This is a genomic window from Leisingera sp. S232 (genome assembly GCF_049800895.1).
Lineage (GTDB): Bacteria > Pseudomonadota > Alphaproteobacteria > Rhodobacterales > Rhodobacteraceae > Leisingera.
In genome coordinates this window covers 208,570-234,014 of record NZ_JBNAFX010000004.1, presented here as the reverse complement: position 1 = coordinate 234,014, position 25,445 = coordinate 208,570, and the positions used below count along the sequence as shown (strand labels likewise).

Here is a 25,445-nt window from a genome sequence, read left to right as displayed (position 1 = left end):
ACGCCGGCGCCGACGGTGCGGCCGCCTTCGCGGATCGCGAAGCGCAGGCCGTTTTCCATCGCGATCGGCGCGATCAGCTCAACGTCGAACTTCAGGTTGTCGCCCGGCATCACCATCTCGGTGCCTTCCGGCAGGGTCACGGTGCCGGTCACGTCGGTGGTGCGGAAGTAGAACTGCGGACGGTAGTTCGCGAAGAACGGGGTGTGGCGACCACCTTCTTCTTTGGTGAGGATATAGGCCTCAGCTTCGAACTTGGTGTGCGGCTTCACGGAACCCGGCTTACACAGAACCTGGCCACGCTCAACGCCGTCACGGTCCACACCACGCAGCAGGGCGCCGATGTTGTCGCCTGCTTCACCGCGGTCCAGCAGCTTGCGGAACATTTCCACACCGGTACAGGTGGTGGTGGAAGTGTCACGGATACCAACGATTTCGATCGAGTCGCCAACGTTGATCACGCCACGCTCAACACGGCCGGTCACAACGGTGCCGCGGCCAGAAATCGAGAACACGTCTTCGATCGGCATCAGGAACGGCTGGTCAACAGCGCGCTCAGGGGTGTCGATGTAGTCATCAACAGCCGCCATCAGCTCTTTGATCTTCTCTTCGCCGATTTCCGGCTTGTTGCCTTCCATCGCCGCCAGAGCGGAGCCTGCAACGATCGGAATATCGTCGCCCGGGTACTCGTAGGAAGACAGCAGTTCGCGGATTTCCATTTCGACGAGCTCCAGGAGCTCTTCGTCGTCAACCTGGTCCACTTTGTTCATGAACACGACCATCTTCGGGATGCCAACCTGGCGGCCCAGCAGGATGTGCTCGCGGGTCTGCGGCATCGGGCCGTCAGCTGCGTTCACAACCAGGATCGCGCCGTCCATCTGCGCCGCACCGGTGATCATGTTCTTCACATAGTCAGCGTGGCCGGGGCAGTCGACGTGCGCGTAATGGCGGTTGTCGGTCTCATATTCCACGTGCGCGGTCGAGATGGTGATGCCGCGGGCTTTTTCTTCCGGGGCGCCGTCGATCTGGTCGTAGGCTTTGAAGTCACCAAAGTATTTGGTGATCGCCGCGGTCAGAGTGGTCTTGCCGTGGTCAACGTGGCCGATGGTGCCGATGTTGACGTGCGGTTTATTACGTTCAAACTTTTCCTTAGCCATTGCTTAGGCGCCCTTTTGAAATGAGGGGTCGGATGCGACCCATGTTTCCTCTGCGCCGGCGGATTATTTGGTTTGGGCGGAAAAATCAACCCGTTCCTGCTTGACAGGCAGCGGTTTTCGCGCGCTCTATCCAGCCGGTTGCGTTCCTGCCGCAGCGGCATCCGCACCGCCCGGGGTTTCCGCGGCTGTACGCGGCGCAAACCAACCCTCTGCTTTGTGTTGCTCGGCCATCCATTCCTCTACTTTGTCAGCGATATTGATGGCGAGGCCCTGGATCTGCTCCTGCTTGGTACGGGCGTGGCCGGAGCCAAGCAGGGCGCTTTCGCCAGTTGTGCTTTCAAAGATCTCCATCTGGTGTTTCTTCGCCAGGAATTTCTTTTCCGCCACGTCATAAACAAAGACATTCACCACAACCGCGCTCTTTGGGGAGAACAGCACCGGCACGCCGGGCGGCGCCAGCATAAAGCCCTCAAGTGTCACGGCCACATCGTATTCCTGAGCACCGGAATAGCGGCGCAGGCGGGTATTCAGCGCATCTTCGATTGGTGCGGTCCATTCACTGTGCTCGGCATTGCGCGACAGCGGCCATTGCAACGCCTTTTCGGTGTAAACGTGGGTGACACGGGCCTGGAAGGCGCCCAGATCCTCTGGCGCCTCGTTCAGCTGGGTTTCGCCGCAGGCAGTAAGCAGAGCCAGCGCAGCCAGCATAGAAAGAACGCGGATCATGGAAATCCCCCAAGAGAAATTCGGTCCAGACCAGATAGCCGGGGGCGGCAGGCAGGGTAAAGGGGGACAAACAGCAACCCCCGCGCGGGTGGCGCGGGGGGCACAGGCAGGCAGCATGTTTCTGCTGACTTACTTGAACTTGTAATCTCGCGGGAAACCGTGCGGCGGCCGTTTGCCGACACCTGCCCGTTTACCCAGCCATTGAGTCAGGTCGGCTTCATGGCGGGTCTTACCTCCGCCCATTTCCCATTTCAGCCCCTCATCCCATTTGAAGGTGGTGATGTCGCTGAGGCCGCCGTCCAGTTCCAGCGACCCCTGCTTGCCGCGTGCCATGTTGTATTTCTGCAGGCGCACGCCCTTGCCACGGGTGAGTTCGGGCATTTCCTCGACCGAGAACACCAGCAGCTTGCCGTTTTCAGAAACGATGGCAACGTGGTCACCGTCGACCGGAATACAGATCTTGGCACGCTCGTCATCCTTGACGTTGAGCACTTGCTTGCCGCTGCGGGTTTGGGCAACGATTTCCGACTCAGAGCAGATGAAGCCATTGCCCGCATCGGAGGCGACCAGCAGACGGCCTTCTGGGTTGTGAATCATCAGGTCGACAATCTCTGCCTCATTGGGCAGGTCGACCATCAGGCGCACAGGTTCCCCCATACCGCGGCCACCCGGCAGATTGGCCGCCGACAGGGTATAGAATCGACCGTTGGAGCCAAATACCAGAAGCCGGTCGGTGGTTTCCGCATGGAAAATGAAGCGGGGACCGTCGCCGTCCTTGAATTTGAGCTCGCGCTCCAGGTCGATATGGCCGGTCATCGCCCGGATCCAGCCCATCTGGGAGCAGACCACGGTGATCGGCTCGCGGTCGACCATCGCCTCCAGCGGCACGTCTTCGACCTCGCCTGCTTCGGCAAAAAGGGAGCGGCGGGCGCCGCCTGCATAGTCTTTGCCGAACTGCTTTTTGGTCTCTTTAAGCTGCTCAGAAATGCGGGACCACTGCAGATCTTCCGACCCCAGAAGCTCGACCAGCCCGGCACGTTCTTCGCGAAGCGCATCACGTTCACGGACCAGTTCGATTTCCTCAAGCTTGCGCAAGCTGCGCAGACGCATGTTGAGGATGGCCTCGGCTTGCACCTCTGTCAGCTCACCCGTGCCAGCGGCCGGGGTGATGTACTCGGCCTCAGTGAAGGCGCGGGCGTGGTCCTTGCTCCAGTCCTCGCGGATCAGGGCGGCCTTGGGGTCCTCGTCATAGCGGATGATATCGATCACCCGGTCGAGGTTCAGGAAGGCGATGATGAAGCCTTCGAGCACCTCCAGCCGGTGGTCGATCTTTTCCATCCGGTGGTGCGAGCGGCGCTGCAGCACGTCGCGGCGATGGTCAAGGAAGGCGCGCAGCACCTCCTTCATCGAGCAGACCTTGGGCGTCACGCCGTCAATCAGCACGTTCATGTTAAGGCTGAAACGCGTTTCCAGATCCGAGTTCCGGAACATCATGTTCATCAGAATCTCAGGGTCTACGTTCTTGGACTTGGGTTCCAGGATGATGCGGATGTCATCTGCCGATTCGTCGCGCACGTCGGCGAGGATCGGCACCTTCTTGGTCTGGATCAGCTCGGCGATCTTTTCGATCAGCTTGGATTTCTGAACCTGATAGGGGATTTCGGTGACAACGATCTGCCACTGGCCGCGGCCCAGGTCCTCAACCTCGTGCTTGCAGCGCAGACGGAAGGAACCGCGGCCGGTGCTGTATGCCTTGGCAATGTTTTCCTTGGGCTCGACGATGATTCCGCCGGTGGGAAAATCCGGGCCGGGAACGTAGTTCAAGAGGGTGTCGTCGCGGGCATCCGGGATTTTGATCAGATGCAGGCAGGCATCGATCAGCTCGGCGATGTTGTGCGGCGGGATGTTGGTGGCCATCCCCACCGCGATGCCGGCCGCACCATTGGCCAGGATATTCGGGAAGGTCGCGGGCAGCACCGCCGGTTCGGTCAGGCGGCCATCATAGTTGTCGCGGAAATCGACCGCATTCTCGTTCAGACCTTCCAGCATCGCCTCGGCGACGAAGGTCATCCGTGCTTCGGTGTAGCGCGAGGCCGCCGGGTTGTCTCCGTCGATGTTGCCGAAGTTGCCCTGGCCGTCGACCAGCGGATAGCGGACGTTGAAGTCCTGCGCCAGGCGCGCCATCGCATCATAAATCGCTGCATCGCCGTGGGGATGGAAGTCGCCCATGGTGTCGCCGGAAATCTTGGCCGACTTCAGGAAGCCGCCAGAGGAGCTGAGCCGCAGGCGATTCATCGCATAGAGGATGCGCCGGTGCACCGGCTTCAGCCCGTCACGCGCGTCGGGCAGCGCCCGGTGCATGATGGTGCTGAGTGCATAGGTCAGGTAGCGCTCACCAATCGCACGGCGCAGCGGCTCTAGGATTTCACCCTGTTCAGGGGCAGACGGCATGTCGGGATCTTCTACCAAGTCGTTCATGTACTGGTGATACTTCCGCTGCCGGAATTGGTAAAGCGGGCGGGTGCGAAATTCGCGCATTGCCACACAGCTCTCCAGCGGGCCTGGGGAGAAAAAGCCAGTCTCTCCCCTGTTCCCCAACCGTCAACTTGCCCTAGATAGAGAAGGGTACGGGCAGCAGCGCCGATCACTTAGCACTGGGAAACATTCTTTTTTCATGCAGCTGCCTTTAGTTGGTCTGGGGGGACCAGGTTATGTCGAGATTTGTTCTGGTATCTTTTGCCTTCCTTGGATGGGGGTTTTACGAGTTGAGTGGAGGAGCGGATTTTGAGCCGCCCAAACGGCCGGAGCCTGTTGCCAAGGCCGAACCGGCCGCAGAGACGCACCGGCTGGCAAGAATCACCTCTGTCACGGCACCCACACAGCCGGTATTGACCCGGCGCAGTGCAACTGCGGCCCCTGCCCGACCGGCAGCCGACCCGAACCTGCGCCAGCGCGTGGCCGCCCAGCATCTGGTCAGTGCCTCTGCCGTTCTGGCCTCGACCCAGACAGCGTTTTCGTCAGGATCAGAAGCAGCTCCTCTGCAGCTGGCCTCGCTGGATGGCGGGCTGGCAGCAATCACCGCCGCGCCGGCCTCTTTGGCAATTGAAGAGACCGCGTCTCTCCCCTCTGCCGCGCCAGAGACGTACATCGACCGACGCAGCATACGCGCGTCCCGGGTAAATATGCGCCAGGGGCCTGGCACCAATTACCCTGTCATCATGCGTCTGCTTGGGGGTGAAGAAGTTGTCGTAATTGAAGACAGCGGCACCGGCTGGCTGCATCTGCGGGCGCCTGACAAAGGGATAGTCGGATGGATTGCGGCTTCCCTGGTGAGCAAGAAACGCCCATAACTGCACCGGAGGTTTCCGGGCGAAGGGCGCAAACATGAAAAAAACCATCCTGATTACCGGCTGTTCGTCCGGGATCGGCCTGGATGCCGCGCGCGGCATGCGCGAACGCGGTTGGCGCGTGTTCGCCTCCTGTCGGCAACAGCGCGATTGCGACCGGATGCGGGCCGAAGGTTTCGAGAGCCCGCGAATTGACTATACAGAGCCAGAAAGCATCACCACCGGGCTGGCCGAAGTGCTGGAGGCCACCGGCGGCACGCTGGATGCGCTGTTCAACAACGGAGCTCATGGGCTGCCCGGCGCAGTAGAGGATCTGCCGACCGACGGGCTGCGGGCAATCTTCGAGGCCAATTTCTTTGGCTGGCACGAGCTGACCCGGCAGGTGCTTCCGGTGATGCGGAAACAAGGGCACGGGCGGATTGTGCAGAACTCCTCAATCCTGGGCTTTGTCACATTCCCCTGGCGCGGCGCTTATGTAGCCACGAAATTCGCCCTGGAAGGGCTGACCGACACATTGCGGGTGGAGTTGCGTGGCACCGGCATCCACATGGTGCTCATTGAACCAGGGCCGGTAACGTCGAAGATCCGCGAAAAGTCGATCCCGCATTTCGAGCGCTTCATCAACTGGAAGGCGTCGCCCCTGCGCGAGCTATACGAATCTCGGCTGCTGAAGCGGCTATACGAAAGCAGCGGGCCGGACCGGTTCGAACTGCCTGCCTCAGCCGTCACCGCCAAACTGGCGCATGCCTGCGAGGCCCGCCGCCCGCATCCGCGCTATTACGTGACCACCCCCACCCATATCGCAGGCTTTCTGCGGCGCATTCTGCCGACCCGGGCAATTGACCGCATCCTTGTAAAGCTCGGATAGGGTCGCCATCTGTTTCTGCGCGGGGTAGAGGAGACCCAACGAATTGATCCGCTTTGGGGGACAGGATGAGCAATCCGCTGTATTATCTGGGACTGGCTGCCGTGGCTGCCGTAGTTGTTGCGCTGGTCATTGGCATCGGCGGCTTTGGTAAAGGCGGGGAGTTCAACCGCCGCAATGCAAACAAGATGATGCGGCTGCGCATCCTGTTTCAATTCGTTGCAGTGGTGATCCTGCTGGCCTACGTCTATCTGCAGAGCCAGGGAGGATAAGTGGCGATGGTCGTTTTGAACAAGATTTACACCCGCACCGGTGACAAAGGCGAAACCGCGCTGGGGAATGGCGAGCGGGTGGCCAAGCATTCAGCGCGTGTGAATGCCTATGGCACTTCGGATGAGCTGAACTCATTTGTCGGTGTCGCGCGCCTGGACGCCGAGGACGAAATGGATGCGGCGCTGGCGCGGATCCAGAACGATCTGTTCGACCTGGGCGCCGACCTTTGCCGTCCGGAAATGGAAAAGGACGCAGAGTCTGAATACCCGCCGCTGCGGATTGCGGTGGCACAGGTTGAGCGGCTGGAAGCCGAAATCGACGTGATGAACAAGGATCTGGAAGCCCTGCGCAGCTTTATCCTGCCCGGCGGATCCAAGCTGGCGGCACATCTGCATGTCTGCCGCACCGTGGCGCGGCGCGCCGAACGACTGGCCACCGATCTCAGCACAACTGACGATGTGAACCCGGCGGCGGTGAAATACCTGAACCGCCTCAGCGACTGGTTCTTTGTTGCAGCCCGCACCGCCAACAACGGCGGCAAGGACGACGTTCTGTGGGTGCCTGGCGCTAACCGCTAGGCTCTCTGCCCGGGTATATTTCCAATCTGATTCGCCCTTTGGTGCCGGATTTCAGCGAATCCGGCACCAAACGCGTCATCCAGACCGCCTGCGCCCTGCCATTTCAGCAGGCAGACTTCCCATCGGAAACATTCTTGCAAAAATGATGTTCCAAATGCGCAAACGCGACGTCGGCGTGTGCTAACGTGACGATTTTGCCCTGTTGCAGCCGCACAGCAGTCGGTATCAACGCTGCGAGAGCATCAAAGGGAGTCGCCGGTGGCGGGTCCCGTTTGTGAAGGAGAGAACGCAAAATGAAGGTACTCGTGCCTGTCAAACGCGTGATTGACTATAACGTGAAGGTTCGCGTCAAAGCGGACGGAAGCGGTGTCGATCTCGCCAACGTGAAGATGTCGATGAACCCCTTCGACGAAATCGCTGTCGAAGAAGCCATCCGCCTGAAAGAAGCCGGCAAGGCGGATGAGGTGATTGCGGTTTCGATCGGCGTGAAGCAGGCTCAGGAAACCCTGCGCACCGCGCTGGCCATGGGTGCGGACCGCGCCATCCTGGTGGTAGCTGCCGACGACGTGCACACCGACATCGAGCCGCTGGCCGTTGCAAAAATCCTGACCAAAGTGGTTGAGGAAGAGCAGCCCGGCGTCGTGCTCTGCGGCAAGCAGGCAATCGACAACGACATGAATGCTACCGGCCAGATGCTGTCGGCGCTGCTGGGCTGGTCCCAGGGCACCTTTGCCTCTGAGCTGGACATCGAAGGCGACAGCGCCAAAGTCACCCGTGAGGTCGACGGCGGCCTGCAGACCATCTCTGTGAAGATGCCCGCCATCATCACTGTGGACCTGCGCCTGAACGAGCCGCGCTATGCGTCGCTGCCCAACATCATGAAGGCGAAGAAAAAGCCGCTGGACGAGAAAACTGCCGCCGACTACGGCGTCGACGTCACGCCGCGCCTGGAAATCGTCAAAACCGAAGAACCCGCGGCACGCGCCGCAGGCGTCAAGGTCGGTTCCGTCGACGAGCTGGTTGAGAAACTCAAAGAAGCGGGGGCTGTGTAATGGCTGTTCTTCTCCTTGCTGAAGTGACCGACGGCGCGCTGGCGCTGGACGCAACCGCAAAAGCTGTTGCCGCTGCTGCATCGCTGGGCGACGTGACCGTTCTGGCCGCAGGCGCATCTGCTGCTGCGGCTGGCGAAGAAGCCGCCAAGATCGCAGGCGTTGCCAAGGTTCTGGTTGCTGAGGACGCATCGCTGGGCCACCGCCTGGCAGAACCGACTGCAGCATTGATCGCTGGCCTGGCATCCGACTTCGAACACATCGTTGCCCCGGCCACCACTGATGCGAAAAACGTTCTGCCGCGCGTTGCCGCACTGCTGGACGTGATGGTGATCTCGGACGTCTCCGGCGTTGTCGACGGCAACACCTTCGAGCGCCCGATCTACGCAGGCAACGCGATCCAGACCGTGAAGTCGAACGACTCCAAGAAAGTTGTCTCGATCCGTACCGCGTCCTTTGACGCAGCTGGCGAAGGCGGTTCCGCATCTGTGGAAACCATCTCGGCTGCAGCAAATCCGGGCCTGTCCGAATGGGTCGAAGACAAAGTTGCCGCCTCCGATCGTCCTGAGCTGACCTCGGCTGGCATCGTTGTTTCCGGCGGCCGTGGCGTTGGTTCTGAAGAAGACTTCAAACTGATCGAAGGCCTGGCAGACAAACTGGGTGCCGCCGTTGGCGCTTCCCGCGCCGCCGTCGACTCGGGCTATGCTCCGAACGACTGGCAGGTTGGTCAGACCGGCAAGGTTGTTGCACCGGACCTCTATGTTGCCATCGGCATCTCCGGCGCGATCCAGCATCTGGCTGGCATGAAAGACTCCAAGGTCATCGTGGCGATCAACAAAGACGAAGAAGCACCGATTTTCCAGGTTGCGGACTTCGGCCTGGTTGCCGACCTGTTCGAAGCTGTTCCGGCCCTGACCGAAAAGCTGGGCTAAGCCCGGCTGGACAGCCCACTAAAACGAAAGGCCCGCCACACTGGCGGGCCTTTTTGCTGTGACCATGCAATTGACGAGAGACTAGGGCTGCAGCAGCGGCTCTAGGTCATTGGCCAGTGCTTCTGCAATTTTCAAGTGTTCCCGTGGCCCAATCATGTGCCGGGCAGCGGGCAGTTCCATCGGCCCGAAAATCATTCCGGCGATATCCTGTGCCGCAGCAGCCGAGTCAGCCCTGATCTCGAGGATCCCCTGCACCATAGGGCGCAATGCGTCTGCCATGGTCTTGTCAACCAGCACAGGCTCTTCTTGGAAGCTGGAAGCCGCGTCCAGCACATATCGCAGCCACAAGAGCAGGACACGGCCGTCCAGCTCCCGTATCAGCGTCGTCATCCGGTCGATCCAGCTCCGCTGCAGCTGTTCGCGCACCTGCTCAAACCGGGTGGCCGAGATATCGCGCAAACTGCACAGCAGGTGCTTGTTGAAGTGAAACTCGGTAAAATCGACTTCGGGATACAGAGTTTTCAGGGCGGGTTGGGCTGCCAAAAAACGGTCATTTCGGCGCGGGTGCACCCGGTAGTAGGGGTTAGAGATGTTCTGAGCACCAAGCATCTGCACTACGGTCAGCCCGGCATTGCGGGCAATTTCAATCAAACTGTCATCATAGGCAAAGCTGTCCAGCCCCGCGTTCACGCTGCCCAGGTTGACGCAATCAACGCCCAGCCGGGCCTGCAGCGAGTCGACAAAGGGAAACTCAACGAATCGCCCGTAGACTTCGGTTCCGCCAAGGAAGGCAACATAGGGATCATCCAGGGACCTTCTCGGTCCCCGCACCAGCAGCCTGGAATCCCCATATCTGCATGGTTCCCCCGCGAGCGCGCCTGCGCTCTTGAGTTCATAGCTCATTTCACCACCAATTTTTCACCCGAGACTCACCTTGACGGGCAACCATTGCAAATTCCCTAAAGTGAGAATTTGCCTTAAATCCGGACTTGCTGCCCTTGTGCCAGCCCGTTGCCCGCCAGTAAGGTTGCCGCAGATATTCAGGAGCCTGAGGCATGGAAATTCAGAAGGTTGGAGTGATCGGCGCCGGGCAGATGGGCAATGGCATTGCCCATGTCATGGCACTGGCCGGGTATGACGTGGTGCTGAATGACGTCAGCCAACCGGCGCTGGACAGTGCCATGAGCCTTATTCACAAGAACATGGAACGTCAGGCAAGCAAGGGAAAGATTTCAGACGCAGATGTAAAGGCTGCATTGTCCCGCGTTGTCCCCTCGCTGACGCTTGCAGATGTCGGCGCCACCGACCTGGTCATCGAAGCGGCCACCGAACGGGAAACCGTCAAACAGGCGATCTTTGACGATCTTCTGCCGCACCTGCAGCCGCACACGATCCTGACATCCAACACATCTTCGATATCAATCACCCGGCTGGCCAGCCGTACTGACCGGCCGGAACGCTTCATGGGGTTCCACTTTATGAACCCCGTTCCGGTGATGCAGCTGGTGGAGCTGATCCGCGGCATTGCCACCGATGAGCCGACATTCACGGCATGCCAGGAAGTGGTGGCACGGCTTGGCAAGACATCTGCCAGCGCCGAGGATTTCCCAGCCTTCATCGTCAACCGGATCCTGATGCCAATGATCAACGAAGCGGTCTACACGCTTTATGAGGGCGTGGGCTCCGTAAAGTCGATCGACGAATCGATGAAACTGGGCGCCAACCACCCGATGGGGCCACTGGAGCTGGCGGATTTCATCGGTTTGGATACCTGCCTTGCGATCATGAACGTGCTGCATGACGGGCTGGCGGATACCAAATACCGCCCCTGTCCGCTGCTGACCAAATATGTCGAGGCAGGCTGGCTGGGCCGCAAGACTCAGCGTGGTTTTTACGACTACCGCGGCGAGGCTCCGGTACCGACACGGTAACAGCCTGAAACAAAGACGCGCCCTTCGGGGCGCGTCTTTGTTTCAGGCGATATGTTCAGGCAGGATCAGCTTTGCTTGCCGAGGCTCAGCGTGTGCTCGCGCAGCCAAGCCATGAACCCGCGCGGGTCGGTCTGCAACTGCTTCATCTGCTCGTCAGTGAGCGGTTTCCCGACCACCGGCGCCTGCGGCTTGTTGCAGGAGCGAACGATCTCGTGCAGCAGCAGGCCCTGACGCAGGATCGGGGAAATCTGGCAAGCGATCTGATACCAGCGCGAGTTCGAGCCGGGGTAAAAGATCGGCACAACCCGTGCGCCGGAGCGACGGATCAACTGGGCGGTGAAGACATTCCATTCGCGCTCGACGGCCGGGCCAAACCAGCTGTCCGACGACATTACAACGCCCGACGGGAACAAAGCCACGGCGCCGCCCTCCTTGAGAAACGCCATGGTGTTAGCCCGCATGTCCACCATTTTGCGCTGCGCTTCGGGGTCGTGCGGAAAGGGCACCGGGATCATGAAGGAGGTCGCGGCCTCATCCAGGCCGGTCAAAACCGAGCGGGTCAGAATGCGATAATCCTGGCGGCGGCGGCCGATCAGGTCGGCAAAGATCATGCCGTCGACCATCCCATGCGGGTGGTTGGCGACAAACACCACCGGACCATCAGCTGGAATGTTGTCGATCTGCTCCTGCGGGGTCTGCAGGTCGATGCCCATAGTGTTGAGCGCACCGCGCCAGAACTTCTGACCGCGGTATTCGGCGTTGTTCTTCTCGAACTTGTTGACCATACGCAAAATCGTCAGCTTGCCGGTCAGCCATTCGATGGTCTTGATCGCCAGCGAGGTCCAGCGGTCATCGAAAGAGTTAGCATAGGTCAGCGTGCGGCGGTCATAAACCTCGCCCGTTGTCTGTTCAGCAGTATCCGGCGCGACGCCGGAATTCCTGTCTTGTGCGGTATCCGCCAAAATGCTTTTCCCGTTCCGTTGCCGGCGCGGGCCTAGTAGCCCTCGCCGAACTTGTCGGCCACCAGAGCCTCCAGCGCATGCGCCAGCGCGTCAGCATCAGGCCCTGAAGTCTCGACGTCAATAGTCGTTCCTTTCGAAGCTGCCAACATCAAAAGGCCCATAATACTGTCGCCAGAGGCTGACATTCCGTCTTTCAGCACTTCTGCCGTGGCGTCAAACGCTTCGACCACTTCCACCAGTTTGGCAGAAGCTCGGGCGTGCAGCCCTTTTTCGTTGATGATTTTCAGCGTCTTCAGAGCCATTTAATGTGCCTGCTCCCCGTCAGGGTTTACGTTTTGCGCGTTGATATACTTGCGCCCGGCCTCCATCGCCTGCCGTACCGCATCGGCAACTGGCAAGTGGCGGGATTTTGCCAGTTTGATCAGCATAGGAAGGTTCGCACCATAAAGAATCCGCCGGTCCGCCGGTCCGCAGGCCTTGAGGCTGAGATTAGAAGGTGAACCTCCGAAGAGGTCGGTCACCATGACCACACCTCCGCCGCTGTCCACCTTGTTGGCTGCCGCGCAGATTTCGTCCTGCTTGGCGGCACGGTCATCCTCCGGGCCAATGCCAATGGCCAGCACGCTGGGCTGCGGACCCACAACGTGTTCCACTGCGGCCAGGTACTCCCCTGCCAGTCCGCCATGCGCTACGATCACAATCCCGATCACCCCGGCCTCTCACTTCTTTTGCTGGCCTTGCAGCTCGCGATGTCTAATTGACACTTGCAGGCCGTCCTCCGCAAGGGCCTTGGCCAGCGTTTCCGCCATAGTCACTGATCTGTGCTGGCCGCCGGTGCAGCCAAAGGCGATGGAAAAATGCGATTTGCCTTCGTCCCGATAGGCCGGCAGCAGCAGCCGGGTGAGGTCCAGAACCCGGTCAAAGAACCGATGGAATCTTTCGTCGGCACGGACGTAATCCTGCACTGCTAAATCCTGGCCGTTCAGTGCTCGCAAGCGCGGATCCCAATAGGGATTGGCTAGGAACCGGCAGTCGAACACCATGTCGATGCCGTGCGGCATGCCGCGCTTGTAGGAGAAGCTTTGCACCGACAGTGCCAGGGTGCGACCGCCCGGGGCAAACCAGCGTTCGATTTCAGACTTCAGCTGATGGACATTCATTCCAGATGTTTCCAGCAAGATGTCCGCCCGGTCACGGATTGGCGCCATAAGATCCAGCTCACGGCGCACGCCCTCGCCCGGGGATTCCGCTGGCGCCAGCGGATGGCGGCGGCGGGTTTCCGAATAGCGGCGCAGAAGAACATCAGGCTGTGCGTCTAGGTAGAGCACCGTCAGCTCCAGCTCGCGGCGCCCGGAAAGCATGTCGATCACATCCAGCAGCGCGCCCGGTGAAAAGTCCCGGTTGCGGCTGTCCAGTCCCAGCGCCATCGGGCGTGGCGCTGCGGCAGCGTCGAACAAACCGGGTAGCAAACGCAGAGGCAGGTTGTCGATCGCTTCGAAACCAAGATCCTCAAGCACGTTGATCGCGGTGGTCCGGCCAGCACCGGAAGGGCCCGTAACCAGAACCGCCGGGACTGCCGGGACTGCCTGTTCCCTTTGCTCAGGCATCCGGATCCAGCGCCCCGCATCTGAGATATTGCATCAGGGCCGGAGCGAAATGGGCGCCCTCCACCCGTTTGACGCGTGCCACCTCCTGCCCCAGAAGCAGCGAAGTGTGACGCACTGGCAGGCGGTCAGTCTCTGTCTCGTCCAGGTCCACCAGCACTGTCACCGGCACCGGGCTGCGGATCTGTGCGCGCAACAGCCCTATAGAACGCGCCTCTATCAATCCGCGGATCGGTGCCGGCGCGCTTGCCACCAGTTGGCCGTCCAGCAACTGCACCAGCACCCGGTCGTCGGCGACCAGCTGAGCACCGAAGGCCATGAGCTGCAGCGCCAGCGCAGATTTGCCTTGTCCAGAACTACCTGTGATCATAAGCCCCCGCCCCTCCAGCGCGACGCAGGAGGCATGCAGAATGAGGCTTTGAGAGTCAGACATGGGCTACACCGGAGTTTAGACTGGCAAGCCTACCACAAATCGCGCACCCAGAGGTTCAGAAGTTACATCGGCCTCGGTTGGGCGAATGTTTTCAGCCCAGATCACGCCGCCATGTGCCTCGACAATCTGCTTGGAGATCGCAAGACCAAGGCCGGAGTTATTGCCAAAATGCTCTACCGGGCGCTGAGAATAGAAGCGCTTGAAGATCTTGGAGAGCGCCTGATCGGGGATACCTGGACCGGTGTCTTCGACCACAATCAACACCCGATTGGCGCGGCGGCGCGCCCAGACGCGGATGGCGTCGCCTTCCTCGCAGAAGGATACTGCGTTGGTGATCAAGTTGACAAAGACCTGCGCCAGACGCGCCTCAAGCCCTTGCAGCAGGACAGGCTGGGCGGGCAGATCGGTGATGTAGTCGATGCCCTTGGCACGCGCGTCCTCGCCCAGGTAGTGATTCAGATTGCCAAGCATGGACAGAAGATCGAATTCCTCTTCCTCTTCTTTGACAAGCTCAGCATCCAGTCGCGAGGCATTGGAAATATCACTGACCAAACGGTCGAGACGGCGCACATCATGCTCGATCACATCCATCAGTTTCTGCCGCTGATCGTCACGGCGCACCATCCGCAGAGTGCCCACAGCTGATTGCAGGCTGGCCAGCGGGTTTTTGATTTCATGCGCAACGTCTGCTGCAAATTGTTCATTGCTGTCGATACGGGAGTAGAGCGCCTTAACCATTCCGCGCAATGCACGGCTGAGACGACCGATTTCGTCCGGCCGCGCCGACAGGTCCGGAATGCGAATCCGGCCCGGGTTGGATTTGCGGCTGCCCCGATCACGCCCCAGTTCAGCTGCCTCTGCCAGATCGGCAAGCGGGTTGGCAATGGTAGAGGCCAGCACCAGGCTGAGACCAACGGACACCAGCAGCGCCACAACGAACATTTGCAGGACACGTTCCTGTTCACCGCGCACCAGAGCGTCCACCTCACCAGTGGGTGAAGTCAAAGCGATTACCCCCACGGCGGACCCGTTGTGCATGATCGGCGTGGCCGCAGAAATCACCCGGCTGCCGCTGGTGTCCACCACGGTTTCCACACCTGTTCCACCATTCATCGCCCGGTCAACCAGCCCACTGAGCCGTTCCTCAAGCGCCGGTCCGGAGGCAGAGGCCGGCGCATCGCCGCTATCCGCCAATCGCCAGAGGACCGCGAGCGCATCGCTGATGATGGTACGGCTGCTGTTGTCATTCAGCGTATTCAGCGCATTACTGCGGTCCGCACCCTTGATGCTGGAAATCAGGTTGCCGGTAGTATCAAACACAAAGGCCTCTACTCCGGCTCGCAGGCTCAGGCCTGCCAATGTGCTATCTACCTGAATACCGTCGCCCGCGGCAAAACTCACAGCGCCGGCTGACGGCATCTCGGCTTCGAACACATCACCGGCCAGCATTGCCTCAGAGACCAGAGCGCCGGCGCGCTGCTGCACCAGGCTTTGACGAGAGGAGTTCAGATAGAGAATGCCAGTGGCCAATATGATCAACGCGATCAGATTGAAGGTTATGATCCGGCGTGTCAGCGGCGACCCCTTGAGCGGCAGGAAACCTCGCCGGGCGCGTTTGACCTGCATTTCACGCGTCACCGACTGGTCCGGGGTAACCCAGTCTTCCCCCAGAACCACATCACCGTCCTGCTGGCGTTGCACTGTACTAGTATCGCGCATCCGCTCCGCTCCCTTGGCCGGGGCAAGATCGCCCCGCATAGATGTGCCGCTTATTCTTCATTATAACGGTAACCGATTCCATAAAGGGTCTCGATTGCCGCAAAATCCGAATCTGCGCTGCGCATTTTCTTGCGCAGCCGCTTGATATGGCTGTCGATGGTACGGTCATCCACATAGACCTGATCGTCATAGGCCACATCCATCAGCTGATCACGGCTTTTGACGAAGCCGGGCCGCTGTGCCAGTGCCTGCAAAAGCAGGAATTCCGTCACCGTCAGGGATACATCCTTGCCCTTCCAGCTGACTGCGTGACGCAGCGGGTCCATCCGCAAATTGCCACGCTCCATTACTTTGGCTTCTGGCGAGGCCGTGCCGGCGGCATCGCTGCTGATCGCCTCCTGGCGGCGCAACAGTGCCCGGATCCGTTCTACCAGCAAACGCTGCGAAAACGGCTTCTTGACATAATCGTCGGCCCCCATGCGCAGGCCCAGAACCTCGTCGATCTCATCGTCCTTGGACGTCAGAAAGATCACCGGCATCTGAGACTTCTGTCGCAGTCGCTGCAACAGGTCCATGCCATCCATGCGCGGCATTTTGATATCCAGCACTGCCATATCCGGCAGTTTTTTATTGAAGGCATCCAGTGCGGCCTGCCCATCATTGTAGGTTTCGACCTCAAAGCCCTCGGCTTCAAGTGTCATGGAAACCGATGTCAGGATGTTCCTGTCATCGTCAACCAAAGCAATCTTCGACATCGGAATTGCCCCTAATCTGCTCTGTTATGTTTTGTTTTTAGCATGTTCATCGCCGTTATAGTGCCCCGAATCAATCCCATTTGAAGAATCGGGACGATCTTTGGACACAATTGGGGCAAAAATACCTTAGCGTTCACTGAACAGAGGGGCACATGCCGCGACGCAGAACAATGGTTGCGCTAAACATCGCCTTGATGGCGCTAACTAGATGAAACCGGCCTGTTCACCACCCAAAACGCCATGTTATGACCGCGCTACCGGCAGCGATGCCGTTTCTATTGCCCCACTGGCGCAGCCGCGCAGCCGCGTGCCGCCCGCGCCGCCACAGGAGAAAAAACGCATGACATCTGGACGGGTTAACCCGCAATTCCGCCTCGAAGATCAGGGCATCGAGGGTCTGGGCAATGTCTACTACAACTTCATGGAACCGGCGCTGATCGAAGCCGCATTGCAGCGCGGTGAAGGCACGCTGGGCAATGGCGGCGCATTCCTTGTGACCACCGGTAAATTCACCGGCCGCTCGCCCAAGGACAAACATGTCGTGAAATCTGACAGTGTCCGCGACACCATCTGGTGGGACAATAATGCAGCGATGAGCCCGGAAGGCTTTGATGCGCTCCATGACGACATGCTGGAGCACATGAAAGGCAAGGACTACTTCGTCCAGGATCTGGTTGGCGGCGCCGACCCGGCGCATGCAATCAACGTCCGCATGGTGACTGAGCTGGCCTGGCACAACCTGTTCATCCGCACCATGCTGCGTCGTCCCGACCGCGAAGATCTGGACGATTTCATCGCGGATTTCACTGTCATCAACTGCCCCAGCTTCCAGGCTGACCCCAAGAAGCATGACTGCCGTTCCGAAACCATCATCGCGATGAACTTCGACCGCAAAATGATCCTGATCGGCGGCACCGAATATGCGGGCGAGAACAAGAAATCCGTGTTCACACTGCTGAACTACCTGCTGCCGGAAAAAGGCATCATGCCGATGCACTGTTCCGCCAACCATGCCAAGGGCAACCCGGTTGATACCGCCGTGTTCTTCGGCCTGTCGGGCACTGGCAAGACCACCCTGTCCGCCGACCCGGACCGAGTGCTGATTGGCGATGATGAACATGGCTGGGCCGACAATGGCACCTTCAACTTTGAAGGCGGCTGCTATGCCAAGACCATCAACCTGAATGCCGAGGCAGAGCCGGAAATCTACGCGACCACCTCCAAGTTCGGCACCGTGATCGAGAACATGGTGTTCGATCCGGAGACAAAAGAGCTGGATTTCAACGACGATAGCCTGACTGCCAACATGCGTTGCGCCTATCCGCTGCATTACATCTCCAATGCATCGGAAAGCGCCCGCGGCGGCCACCCAAAGAACATCATCATGCTGACCTGTGATGCCTTTGGCGTTCTGCCTCCGATCGCACGGCTGACCCCGGCGCAGGCAATGTACCATTTCCTGTCGGGCTTCACTTCCAAGGTGGCAGGCACCGAGCGTGGCGTGACTGAGCCGGAACCGACCTTCTCCACTTGCTTTGGCGCGCCCTTCATGCCGCGCCGCCCCGAGGTTTACGGCAACCTGCTGCGCGAGAAGATTGCCCAGCACGGCGCAACCTGCTGGCTGGTCAATACCGGCTGGACCGGCGGTGCCTATGGCACCGGCAGCCGCATGCCGATCAAGGCCACCCGCGCGCTGCTGACTGCGGCGCTGGACGGCTCGTTGGCGGACGCAGAATTCCGCCAGGACGTGAACTTTGGTTTTGACGTGCCGGTCAACGTGCCCGGCGTGCCGGAACTGCTGCTGGATCCGCGCCGCACCTGGGACGACAAAGAGGCCTATGACGCGCAGGCTGCCAAGCTGGTTCAGATGTTCTCTGACAACTTTGGCCAATATCTGCCGTTCATCGACGAAGACGTGAAAGCCGCGGCCATCGGCTAAGCCGCTTTTTTACCATTGTTTTCAAAGCCCCGGCAGCCGCCGGGGCTTTTTCTTTTCACATGGCATTTACTTTGAGGAATTTATTTTTACTGTTGAGGGTGCGCGTCCGACATCGTCAACCGTGTTTAATATTGGTCCTGGAGGTCCGGATATATGAGTGATGAAGCCCTGGCAGTCTTCAACAGCGTTTTCGACTCAGCGAACTCCTTTGTTTACCGATGCGCCAACGATGAACATTTCACCATGAGTTTCATGGCCGGACAGATTGAGCATCTATGCGGGCGTCCGCGGCAGGACATTCTGAACAACGCCAAAGTCTCCTTTGTGGAGATTATGCATGACGAGGACACCAAACAGGCTCTGGCTGCGATCGACGCCGCGATTGAAGAAGGCCAGCCCTGGGACGTGGCCTACCGGCTGTCGCACCCTGACGGCGGCAGCGCCTGGGTCAGGGAACGCGGCAACGCCGTCTATGATGACAAGGGAGAGATGATCTTTCTGGAAGGTCTTGTTGTCGATGCCTCAGCCGAGGTGGAACTGCGCAAGGAACTGGAAGGCACGCTCCAGAAAACCGAAGCGGATAATGCAGAAATCCTGAAACTGGCTGAAAACATCCTGCGCTCGGTGCAAAAGCTTTCAATACTGGCAATCAATGCCGGTATCGAAGCTGCCCGGGCAGGCAAGGCCGGACAGGGGTTTGCGTTTCTGGCGCGTGAGATCAAGGCCCTTGCGGATGAAAATGGCGAATGGGTCAACCGGATCACGGATCAGATGGCGGGGCGCGACAGCTCTGCCCGGGAACGGATCATGCAAGGCAGTGCGCAGGATCAAAACTGAACTGAGCCGGTGATCATCTCCCGGACTTTGACCGCATAGCGGTCTGTCATTCCGGAGACAAAATCCGCAAGTGAATGCATAGCGCTGCAGGCATCCCTGGTATCCCGAAGGTCGAGATCCACTGCACGGATCAATTGTCCCCAATGCGGGAACTGCCTGCCGAAGTCAGCCTGATCCCAGCCACAGGCGGCCAGATCGCTGTAAAGTCCGTGAAAATGATCCAGGATACGGTGCAGTGCCTGCCGACCAGCCACTTCCAGTTCGGTCTTGCGGCGGGCCGCAAAGATGCGCTCGACCGACAGGCGCTGCAGCTCCGCAAAGGCGTCTGCCTTGGATGAAGCACTGATCAGATCCCCATCAAATTCACCGCTCACGATGGCATCATAGTTGTCCATGAAGGCCTGTATTGCTGCGCTGGTGGCCGCGCCGATGGATAGCGCCCGCAACAGCGCAACCCGCTCACCCAATGGCATCGCGGCGTCTTCTTCCCGGTTTGGCTTGCCAGTGATGTCTTCCAGCACCGCAGCCACCTCAGCGCGGTCCAGATCGCCCACCGCCCCCGCATCCTCGATATCCATGATGCGGTAGCAAATGTCGTCCGCGGCCTCGACAAGGAAGGCAAGCGGATGGCGGCGATACCAGCCCGCGCTTTCACGGATCATGCCGGTGGCGGAACAAATCTCATCCAGCAGTACGGTGTCCGCCGCAAAGACACCGAATTTCTTGAGACCTGCATAGGGCGCCGGTCCATCGGCGCAGACAGCATCGCGCACCTGCCGGGTGCAGGGGTATTTCAGAAAAGCACCCAGCGTTGCATAGCTGAGCCGCAGACCGCCCTCGCGCCGGGCCATTTCCAGCCGCCCAGCAATGCGCAACCCCTGGGCGTTGCCCTCGAAATGCGCGAACTCTGCCTGTCGGTCTGCTGGAACCTCGGCCGCCAGCCCCTGGCCTGAGCGGAACTGCGCTGCGAACCAGCCTCCAATGCTGTCTTCGCCAGAGTGACCAAAAGGCGGATTGCCAATGTCGTGCAGAAGACAGGCCGCCTGAACGTGGCCTGCAATACGCAGCACCTGATCCGGAGTGATCCGGCCCGCCTTCAGCAGCGCGTGCCCCACGCCGGCTCCCAGCGAACGACCGACGCTGCATGTTTCCATGCTGTGGATCATCCGATGATGCACGTGGTCATGGCTGTAGAGCGGATGCACCTGGGTCTTCTGAGCCAACCGCCGGAACGGTTCGGAAAACAGGATGCGGTCATAATCCTGCAGATAGGCCTCGCGTCCCGGCTCCTCGGCAAAATCCGGCCGGCACAGCCGCCCCGGGTTCAGCAGCCTATTCCACTCCATCGCCATGTGTCTGCTCCTTTGCCTGTCTGGCGGCGGTTAAACGGCAGCCCGCGGGGAAATGCAAACGCTTCAGCGCGGCTTGATCCCGGCAGGTTCCAGCTTGTGCTCCGGCTCCACGTGAATCACCACCTGCGCTTCCGGCAGGGCGTCCCGGAGGGCAATTTCAATCAGGTCGCAAATGCCATGCGACGCCCGCACCGTCATGGCACCGTCCACGACCATGTGAAATTCGATAAACAGCGCCTGCCCCGCCCGGCGTGTCTTAAGGTCATGCACCTGAAGCGCCCCGGTCGCCATGCGGTGAATAATCTCCTCGATTTTCCTCCGCTCCTCTTCCGGTGCCGCCGTGTCCATCAGGCCGCCGATCGAGGAGGCAATCACCAGCCAGCCTTCCCGCAGGATATTGACGGCCACCAAAAGCGCCAGCAGCGGATCCAGGAAGGCCCAGCCGCTGGCCAATGCCAACACCAGCCCGGCCAGCACCCCGGCTGAGGTCCAGACATCGCTCATCAGATGTCGCCCGCCCGCCGCCAGGGCCGGCGACTTCAGCCGCCCGCCCGCCGCCAGCAGCACCCGTGCCCAGGCCAGGTTCAGGATCATCGCAAGCGCGTTGACCAGCAGGCCTGCTGTGCTCCAGTCTGCCGTGGCCGGGCGTCCAAAGGCGTCCACCGCCGCGTGCAGGATCACCAGCGCGGCGATCACAATCATGATGCCTTCGGCAACCGCCGAGAAATACTCTGCCTTGTGGTGGCCGTAAGGGTGGCCGTCGTCAGCCGGCCGCTGGGCATAGCGCACGGCAAACCAGGCAATCACTGCGCCGCCGATGTTCACGAAGGATTCGAGCGCATCCGACAGCAGCGCCACCGAGCCGGTCAGCATCCAGGCCAAGGCCTTCAGGCCGGTCACCGCCAGCGCGATCAGGATCGACCCTGTCGCCAATTGAGTTGCACTGAAGCGTTGAAACATGCTCTCTCCCCGCTTCTGCACTGTTTACATCAGCAGCCCGCGGCGCAAGAGGTTCAATCCGGCAATCAACAGCACAACAAGTGTGGCCCTGCGGAACAGCACCTGATCGATCCGGTCATGCAACTGGCCGCCGATCCACATGCCTGCCACTGCGGGCACAATCAGAGCCAAAGAGAATGGTGCCGTCTCAGCCCGCATCACCCCTGAACCGACATGGGCCAACAGCAATGCCACGGCGCCAAGACCGTAGATCACTCCCTGCACGCGGATCTGCTCGGTTTTCTCGGTGCCCAATGCAGTCAGATAGGCTACGGTCGGCGGCCCCCAAACTCCGGAAACACCGCCAATCAGACCCGCAATGCCGCCCACCATCGCCTCGCTGCGGCGGGTTGGATTGCCAATCGTAAAGGTCTTTCCCATCAGCTGAATAAAGGCGAAGGCAGTCACCGGGACGCCGATCACCAGCAGCAACGCCTGCTGCGGCAATACCCGCACTGACTGGGCGCTCAGCAGCAGGCACATCAGGCCGATCAGCAGAAATACCCGGAATTTACCGATTGAGGCCAGCGCCGCCTGGGGTCCCTGTCTCAGCGCCTGGATCCCATTGGTCACCAGTGTCGGCAGAATCAGCCCCGCCAGCGCCAGATCAGGTGCCAGGAACATGCTGAGGCCAGAGATAAAGATCATCGGCATTGCAAAACCAACCAGCCCTTTGACGGTGCCAGCCAGCAATGCGATGCCAAATGCCGCAGCCAGATCAGCTGGGGAAATCAGAGAAAACAATGCGCTCATGCCTCTGCTCTACCACATCCGCGTGACGCTGCACTGCAAAATGAACGCGCAAGATTTGATCCAAGCGCCGCACGCATGAGTATTTTTGTTGCGCTGCGCCTGCGAAATGATTTACCACCGGGCGACCGAAGAAGGATCTGATTCATGGCTCATGACGGACAGGACTTGCAGATGAAACCGACACTCATTCCCGACCTGCTGGCACTGACCGGCGCTGCACTGGAACCGCTGGACCAGCTGCTTGAAGCCGCACGCGCCTCTGTAAAGGAAATGGTCAGCAGCGATGGCCGGGTTTCCGGCAAGCTGATCGAGGAAAACCAGGTGGCGGCGCACGGGCTGTCGTGGCTTGCCACTTACGTCTACTCGCTGCGCCAGATGCAGAAATGGGCCGAGAAGCTGGATGGCGAAGGCAAGTTCGGCGAGATGGAGCAGCTGATCCATCAGATCGGCTTTGGCGAGTACCTGTGGCAGGTCTACGGCGGCATCCAGATGAACCAGGGCGAGATCATCCGCCTGCAGGATCTGGGCCTGAGCCAAGATGCGCAGCGTTCCCTGATGGCGCCTGCGGTGATGACACTCTGCGAGCAGGGCAACAGCCAGGCCGCCCGCTCCCGTTTGGTGGAGCTGATGGAGGAGCAGGCAGGGGCCACCATGTTCGGCACTTCCGGCCTGGAAGAAGAGCTGGAGATGATCCGCGACCAGTTCCGCCGCTACGCGGTCGAGAAGGTCGAGCCCCACGCCCATGACTGGCACCTGAAAGACGAGCTGATCCCGCTGAGCGTGATCGAAGAGCTGGCAGAAATGGGTGTTTTCGGCCTGACCATCCCGGAGGAATACGGCGGGTTCGGCCTGTCCAAGGCGTCGATGGTTGTGGTCTCCGAGGAACTGTCGCGCGGCTATATCGGCGTTGGCTCTCTGGGCACCCGTTCCGAGATTGCAGCCGAGCTGATCCTTTGCGGCGGCACCGAGGAACAGAAAGCGAATTGGCTGCCCAAGCTGTCCAGCGCCGAGATCCTGCCTACTGCCGTGTTCACCGAGCCGAACACCGGCTCCGACCTCGGCTCCCTGCGCACCCGCGCGGTGAAGGACGAGAACGGCGATTACAAAGTCACTGGCAACAAGACCTGGATCACCCATGCAGCGCGCACGCATGTGATGACCCTGCTGGCGCGCACCGACCCCAACACTACCGATCACCGCGGGCTGTCGATGTTCCTGGCCGAAAAGACCCCGGGCACCGACGAGCATCCCTTCCCGACCGACGGCATGACCGGCGGCGAGATCGAGGTCCTGGGCTACCGTGGCATGAAGGAATACGAACTTGGTTTCGACAACTTCCATGTGAAGGGCGGGAACCTCTTGGGCGGCGAGGAAAACAAAGGCTTCAAACAGCTGATGGAGACCTTTGAATCGGCCCGTATCCAGACCGCGGCCCGCGCCATCGGCGTGGCACAGTCGGCGCTGGATATCGCCATGCAGTATGCGCAGGAACGCAAGCAGTTCGGCAAGTCGCTGATCAACTTCCCGCGCGTCTCCGGCAAGCTGGCGATGATGGCGGTGGAAATCATGATTGCCCGCCAGCTAACCTATTTCTCGGCCTGGGAAAAAGACCATGGCCACCGCTGCGACCTGGAAGCCGGCATGGCCAAGCTGCTGGGTGCGCGGGTCGCCTGGGCGGCCGCTGACAATGGTTTGCAGATCCATGGCGGCAATGGTTTTGCGATGGAGTACAAGATCTCCCGCGTCCTGTGTGACGCCCGCATTCTCAACATCTTTGAAGGTGCCGCTGAAATTCAGGCTCAGGTCATTGCCCGCCGCCTGTTGGGCTGATTGCGGCCTCCAATAGTGGATGAATTCAAATTCAGGCCCGGCGTCCGCGCCGGGCTTTTGGCTGTAACCAGCCGGCAATTGCTTTGCATGCATCCGGCACGCAACCACCGGACAAGATTTTCAGACCACCCGGACCCGCCCGAAAAGCAGCGGTCTGCCAGACAGATTTCCTCAAAAGAACCTGTTGCTAGAGCCATACAAGAACGTGAACAGCTTCCTGAAATAATGAAGGGGGGTGTGCCGCCCGCGGCTGTGGCATAGAATGTGGTGAAAAGCAGCCTCCGGAGATCCATATGCTGCGTGCAGTTTTGATTGGCTCCCTGCTGCTGTCGGGCGCCTGTAGCACAGACGAAACCCTGTCGGCCTATGGGGCTGATGGAAGGGAATGGCAATTGCGAAGCCTGGACGGTGCCGCATTCACCGCCACCGCCAGCCTGACCTTTCCGGAACCCGGCGAGGCAGCGGGAAAAGCGCCTTGCAACAGCTTTCTCGGCAAGCAAACCGCGCCCTATCCATGGTTTGAGATCAGCCAGCTTGCGGTAACACGCGCCGCCTGCCCGGAACTGGCCGCCGAAGCTGTATTTTTGAAAGCGCTGCAAGAGATGACGCTGGCTGAAGTCTCAGGAGACGTGCTGATCCTTAGCAATGAGGCTGGGCGCGAGATGCTGTTCAAAGACGGCGGCTGAGAAGATCCAGCAAACGTCCGCGCGCCTCTGGCACCGGGTGGTTGCCAAGCGCAGGCGCGAGCCTCGCTGCCAGGAAATGACCCGTGGTGCGCAGGGCCTGAACAATCTCAGCGTCCTCTGCATTCCCCTGGCCAAGCATCACTGGCGGCAGCGGCAGCAACCGGTCCGCCCACTCCCCGGCAGCTTCCTGTGAAACAGCCCGGCCGGTTTTTGGAGAGACATACGCCAGTCCGAACCGGCTGCCGCTCACCGCACAGGCCGTCAGATCGAGCCCAAAACCCATGTCCTCCAAGAGCGCCAGCTCCCAGCGTAGATACGCGAGTGGCCAGAGGGTTTCATTCCCGAGCAGGTCCAGCAGCTGTTCGCTGCGCACATAGAGGTCCGCGTGCGGTTCACGTTCCGGCAGGCAGAAAGCCAAAAGCGCCGTTACAGCATTGAGCCCTGCCAGCGCCAACCGTCCGGAGAGCGCAGCAGCAGCGCGGCTGCGAAGCGGTTCGGCACGAAAGCTGCCCAGATGGTCCTCCAGCCGCGCCCGCCAGGCCACATCCAGCTGTGCACCGGGCTGCAGGACCGGCGCCATCCGGCGGCCTGCCCCTCCACGGACAACGCCGGCGTGGCGGCCGTGGCCTTCTGTAAAGACGTCAATGATGGCTGAGCTTTCACCGTGGCGACGCACCGAAAGCAATATGCCCTGATCACGCCACTCCAACACCAGCCCTCC

The 25,445-nt window shown here is 60.2% G+C and carries 26 protein-coding genes; 11 read left to right on the top strand and 15 right to left on the bottom strand.

Features of this window, described 5'->3' with window-relative positions; genetic code table 11:
* From tuf to parC, 3 genes are all read right to left on the bottom strand, one after another.
* Positions 1 to 1,154 (bottom strand): elongation factor Tu (gene tuf, locus ACP151_RS05400; RefSeq protein WP_424977833.1); only part of this gene is annotated, 1,154 nt, incomplete at its 3' end.
* Positions 1,155 to 1,280: 126 nt separating this feature from the next.
* On the bottom strand, positions 1,281 to 1,880 hold the full coding sequence (locus ACP151_RS05395; RefSeq protein ID WP_424977832.1) for a hypothetical protein: 600 nt from the start codon (positions 1,878 to 1,880) through the stop codon (positions 1,281 to 1,283).
* Positions 1,881 to 2,009: 129 nt separating this feature from the next.
* A complete protein-coding gene (gene parC / locus ACP151_RS05390; RefSeq protein ID WP_424977831.1) occupies positions 2,010 to 4,358 on the bottom strand; it encodes a DNA topoisomerase IV subunit A in 2,349 nt (782 codons plus the stop codon).
* A gap of 233 nt (positions 4,359 to 4,591) precedes the next feature.
* On the opposite strand from parC, the gene ACP151_RS05385 reads away from it, so the two are divergent.
* The 6 genes from ACP151_RS05385 to ACP151_RS05360 all read left to right on the top strand — a co-directional run bounded on the left by ACP151_RS05385 (position 4,592) and on the right by ACP151_RS05360 (position 8,924).
* Complete coding sequence (locus tag ACP151_RS05385; protein ID WP_424977830.1) at positions 4,592 to 5,230, top strand: SH3 domain-containing protein; 639 nt, start codon at positions 4,592 to 4,594, stop codon at positions 5,228 to 5,230.
* Positions 5,231 to 5,264: 34 nt separating this feature from the next.
* Entirely contained in the window at positions 5,265 to 6,095 is an 831-nt protein-coding gene (locus ACP151_RS05380) for an SDR family NAD(P)-dependent oxidoreductase (protein WP_424977829.1), read from the top strand.
* Between the two features lie 65 nt (positions 6,096 to 6,160).
* Positions 6,161 to 6,364: a twin transmembrane helix small protein gene (locus ACP151_RS05375; RefSeq protein ID WP_424977828.1), complete on the top strand. Its 204-nt coding sequence runs from the start codon at positions 6,161 to 6,163 to the stop codon at positions 6,362 to 6,364.
* 6 nt (positions 6,365 to 6,370) lie between these two features.
* Complete coding sequence (locus tag ACP151_RS05370; protein ID WP_424977827.1) at positions 6,371 to 6,943, top strand: cob(I)yrinic acid a,c-diamide adenosyltransferase; 573 nt, start codon at positions 6,371 to 6,373, stop codon at positions 6,941 to 6,943.
* 293 nt (positions 6,944 to 7,236) lie between these two features.
* Complete coding sequence (locus ACP151_RS05365) at positions 7,237 to 7,995, top strand: electron transfer flavoprotein subunit beta/FixA family protein (RefSeq protein ID WP_424977826.1); 759 nt, start codon at positions 7,237 to 7,239, stop codon at positions 7,993 to 7,995.
* A complete protein-coding gene (locus tag ACP151_RS05360) occupies positions 7,995 to 8,924 on the top strand; it encodes an electron transfer flavoprotein subunit alpha/FixB family protein (protein WP_424977825.1) in 930 nt (309 codons plus the stop codon). The genes ACP151_RS05365 and ACP151_RS05360 overlap by 1 nt, the downstream gene beginning before the upstream one ends.
* Before the next feature lie 81 nt (positions 8,925 to 9,005).
* On the opposite strand, the gene ACP151_RS05355 is transcribed toward ACP151_RS05360, so the two are convergent.
* Positions 9,006 to 9,827 carry a DUF6473 family protein gene (locus ACP151_RS05355; RefSeq protein ID WP_424977824.1) on the bottom strand — a complete coding sequence of 274 codons (822 nt, stop codon included), beginning with the start codon at positions 9,825 to 9,827 and terminating at the stop codon, positions 9,006 to 9,008.
* Positions 9,828 to 9,979: 152 nt separating this feature from the next.
* Between ACP151_RS05355 and ACP151_RS05350 the strand changes: the two genes are divergently transcribed.
* The gene (locus tag ACP151_RS05350; RefSeq protein WP_424977823.1) at positions 9,980 to 10,855 is read left to right on the top strand and encodes a 3-hydroxybutyryl-CoA dehydrogenase; all 876 of its coding nucleotides are present in this window, start codon (positions 9,980 to 9,982) and stop codon (positions 10,853 to 10,855) included.
* Between the two features lie 65 nt (positions 10,856 to 10,920).
* Here ACP151_RS05350 and ACP151_RS05345 read toward each other — a convergent pair whose 3' ends face one another.
* Genes ACP151_RS05345 through ACP151_RS05315 form a run of 7 tightly spaced genes read right to left on the bottom strand, consistent with a single transcriptional unit; the run spans position 10,921 to position 16,328 of the window.
* Positions 10,921 to 11,817, bottom strand: coding sequence for a lysophospholipid acyltransferase family protein (locus ACP151_RS05345; protein ID WP_424977822.1), 897 nt, complete (start codon positions 11,815 to 11,817; stop codon positions 10,921 to 10,923).
* Between the two features lie 32 nt (positions 11,818 to 11,849).
* Entirely contained in the window at positions 11,850 to 12,119 is a 270-nt protein-coding gene (locus ACP151_RS05340) for an HPr family phosphocarrier protein (protein ID WP_019296580.1), read from the bottom strand.
* Positions 12,120 to 12,527: a PTS sugar transporter subunit IIA gene (locus tag ACP151_RS05335; protein ID WP_424977821.1), complete on the bottom strand. Its 408-nt coding sequence runs from the start codon at positions 12,525 to 12,527 to the stop codon at positions 12,120 to 12,122. It lies immediately after the preceding gene.
* Positions 12,528 to 12,536: 9 nt separating this feature from the next.
* On the bottom strand, positions 12,537 to 13,424 hold the full coding sequence (gene rapZ, locus ACP151_RS05330) for an RNase adapter RapZ (protein ID WP_424977820.1): 888 nt from the start codon (positions 13,422 to 13,424) through the stop codon (positions 12,537 to 12,539).
* The gene (locus ACP151_RS05325; protein ID WP_424977819.1) at positions 13,417 to 13,854 is read right to left on the bottom strand and encodes an HPr kinase/phosphorylase; all 438 of its coding nucleotides are present in this window, start codon (positions 13,852 to 13,854) and stop codon (positions 13,417 to 13,419) included. The genes rapZ and ACP151_RS05325 overlap by 8 nt, the downstream gene beginning before the upstream one ends.
* A 15-nt stretch (positions 13,855 to 13,869) precedes the next feature.
* Complete coding sequence (locus ACP151_RS05320; RefSeq protein ID WP_424977818.1) at positions 13,870 to 15,573, bottom strand: sensor histidine kinase; 1,704 nt, start codon at positions 15,571 to 15,573, stop codon at positions 13,870 to 13,872.
* Between the two features lie 50 nt (positions 15,574 to 15,623).
* The gene (locus ACP151_RS05315) at positions 15,624 to 16,328 is read right to left on the bottom strand and encodes a response regulator transcription factor (RefSeq protein WP_424977817.1); all 705 of its coding nucleotides are present in this window, start codon (positions 16,326 to 16,328) and stop codon (positions 15,624 to 15,626) included.
* A gap of 340 nt (positions 16,329 to 16,668) precedes the next feature.
* Between ACP151_RS05315 and ACP151_RS05310 the strand changes: the two genes are divergently transcribed.
* Together ACP151_RS05310 and ACP151_RS05305 are read left to right on the top strand one after the other, a co-directional pair.
* Positions 16,669 to 18,267: a phosphoenolpyruvate carboxykinase gene (locus tag ACP151_RS05310; protein WP_424977816.1), complete on the top strand. Its 1,599-nt coding sequence runs from the start codon at positions 16,669 to 16,671 to the stop codon at positions 18,265 to 18,267.
* A gap of 153 nt (positions 18,268 to 18,420) precedes the next feature.
* On the top strand, positions 18,421 to 19,104 hold the full coding sequence (locus ACP151_RS05305) for a methyl-accepting chemotaxis protein (protein ID WP_424977815.1): 684 nt from the start codon (positions 18,421 to 18,423) through the stop codon (positions 19,102 to 19,104).
* On the opposite strand, the gene dgt is transcribed toward ACP151_RS05305, so the two are convergent.
* The 3 genes from dgt to ACP151_RS05290 all read right to left on the bottom strand — a co-directional run bounded on the left by dgt (position 19,095) and on the right by ACP151_RS05290 (position 22,208).
* A complete protein-coding gene (gene dgt, locus ACP151_RS05300) occupies positions 19,095 to 20,456 on the bottom strand; it encodes a dGTP triphosphohydrolase (protein ID WP_424977814.1) in 1,362 nt (453 codons plus the stop codon). The two genes, ACP151_RS05305 and dgt, sit on opposite strands and share 10 nt — an antisense overlap.
* A gap of 63 nt (positions 20,457 to 20,519) precedes the next feature.
* Positions 20,520 to 21,416, bottom strand: a complete 897-nt coding sequence (locus ACP151_RS05295) for a cation diffusion facilitator family transporter (protein WP_424977813.1) — start codon at positions 21,414 to 21,416, stop codon at positions 20,520 to 20,522.
* Between the two features lie 24 nt (positions 21,417 to 21,440).
* A complete protein-coding gene (locus tag ACP151_RS05290) occupies positions 21,441 to 22,208 on the bottom strand; it encodes a sulfite exporter TauE/SafE family protein (RefSeq protein WP_424977812.1) in 768 nt (255 codons plus the stop codon).
* 144 nt (positions 22,209 to 22,352) lie between these two features.
* Here ACP151_RS05290 and ACP151_RS05285 point away from each other — a divergent pair, with 144 nt between their 5' ends.
* Entirely contained in the window at positions 22,353 to 24,038 is a 1,686-nt protein-coding gene (locus tag ACP151_RS05285) for an acyl-CoA dehydrogenase family protein (RefSeq protein ID WP_424977811.1), read from the top strand.
* 293 nt (positions 24,039 to 24,331) lie between these two features.
* Positions 24,332 to 24,724 carry an META domain-containing protein gene (locus tag ACP151_RS05280; RefSeq protein ID WP_424977810.1) on the top strand — a complete coding sequence of 131 codons (393 nt, stop codon included), beginning with the start codon at positions 24,332 to 24,334 and terminating at the stop codon, positions 24,722 to 24,724.
* On the opposite strand, the gene recO is transcribed toward ACP151_RS05280, so the two are convergent.
* Positions 24,708 to 25,433: a DNA repair protein RecO gene (gene recO / locus ACP151_RS05275; protein WP_424977840.1), complete on the bottom strand. Its 726-nt coding sequence runs from the start codon at positions 25,431 to 25,433 to the stop codon at positions 24,708 to 24,710. The two genes, ACP151_RS05280 and recO, sit on opposite strands and share 17 nt — an antisense overlap.
* Between the last annotated feature and the right edge of the window lie 12 nt (positions 25,434 to 25,445).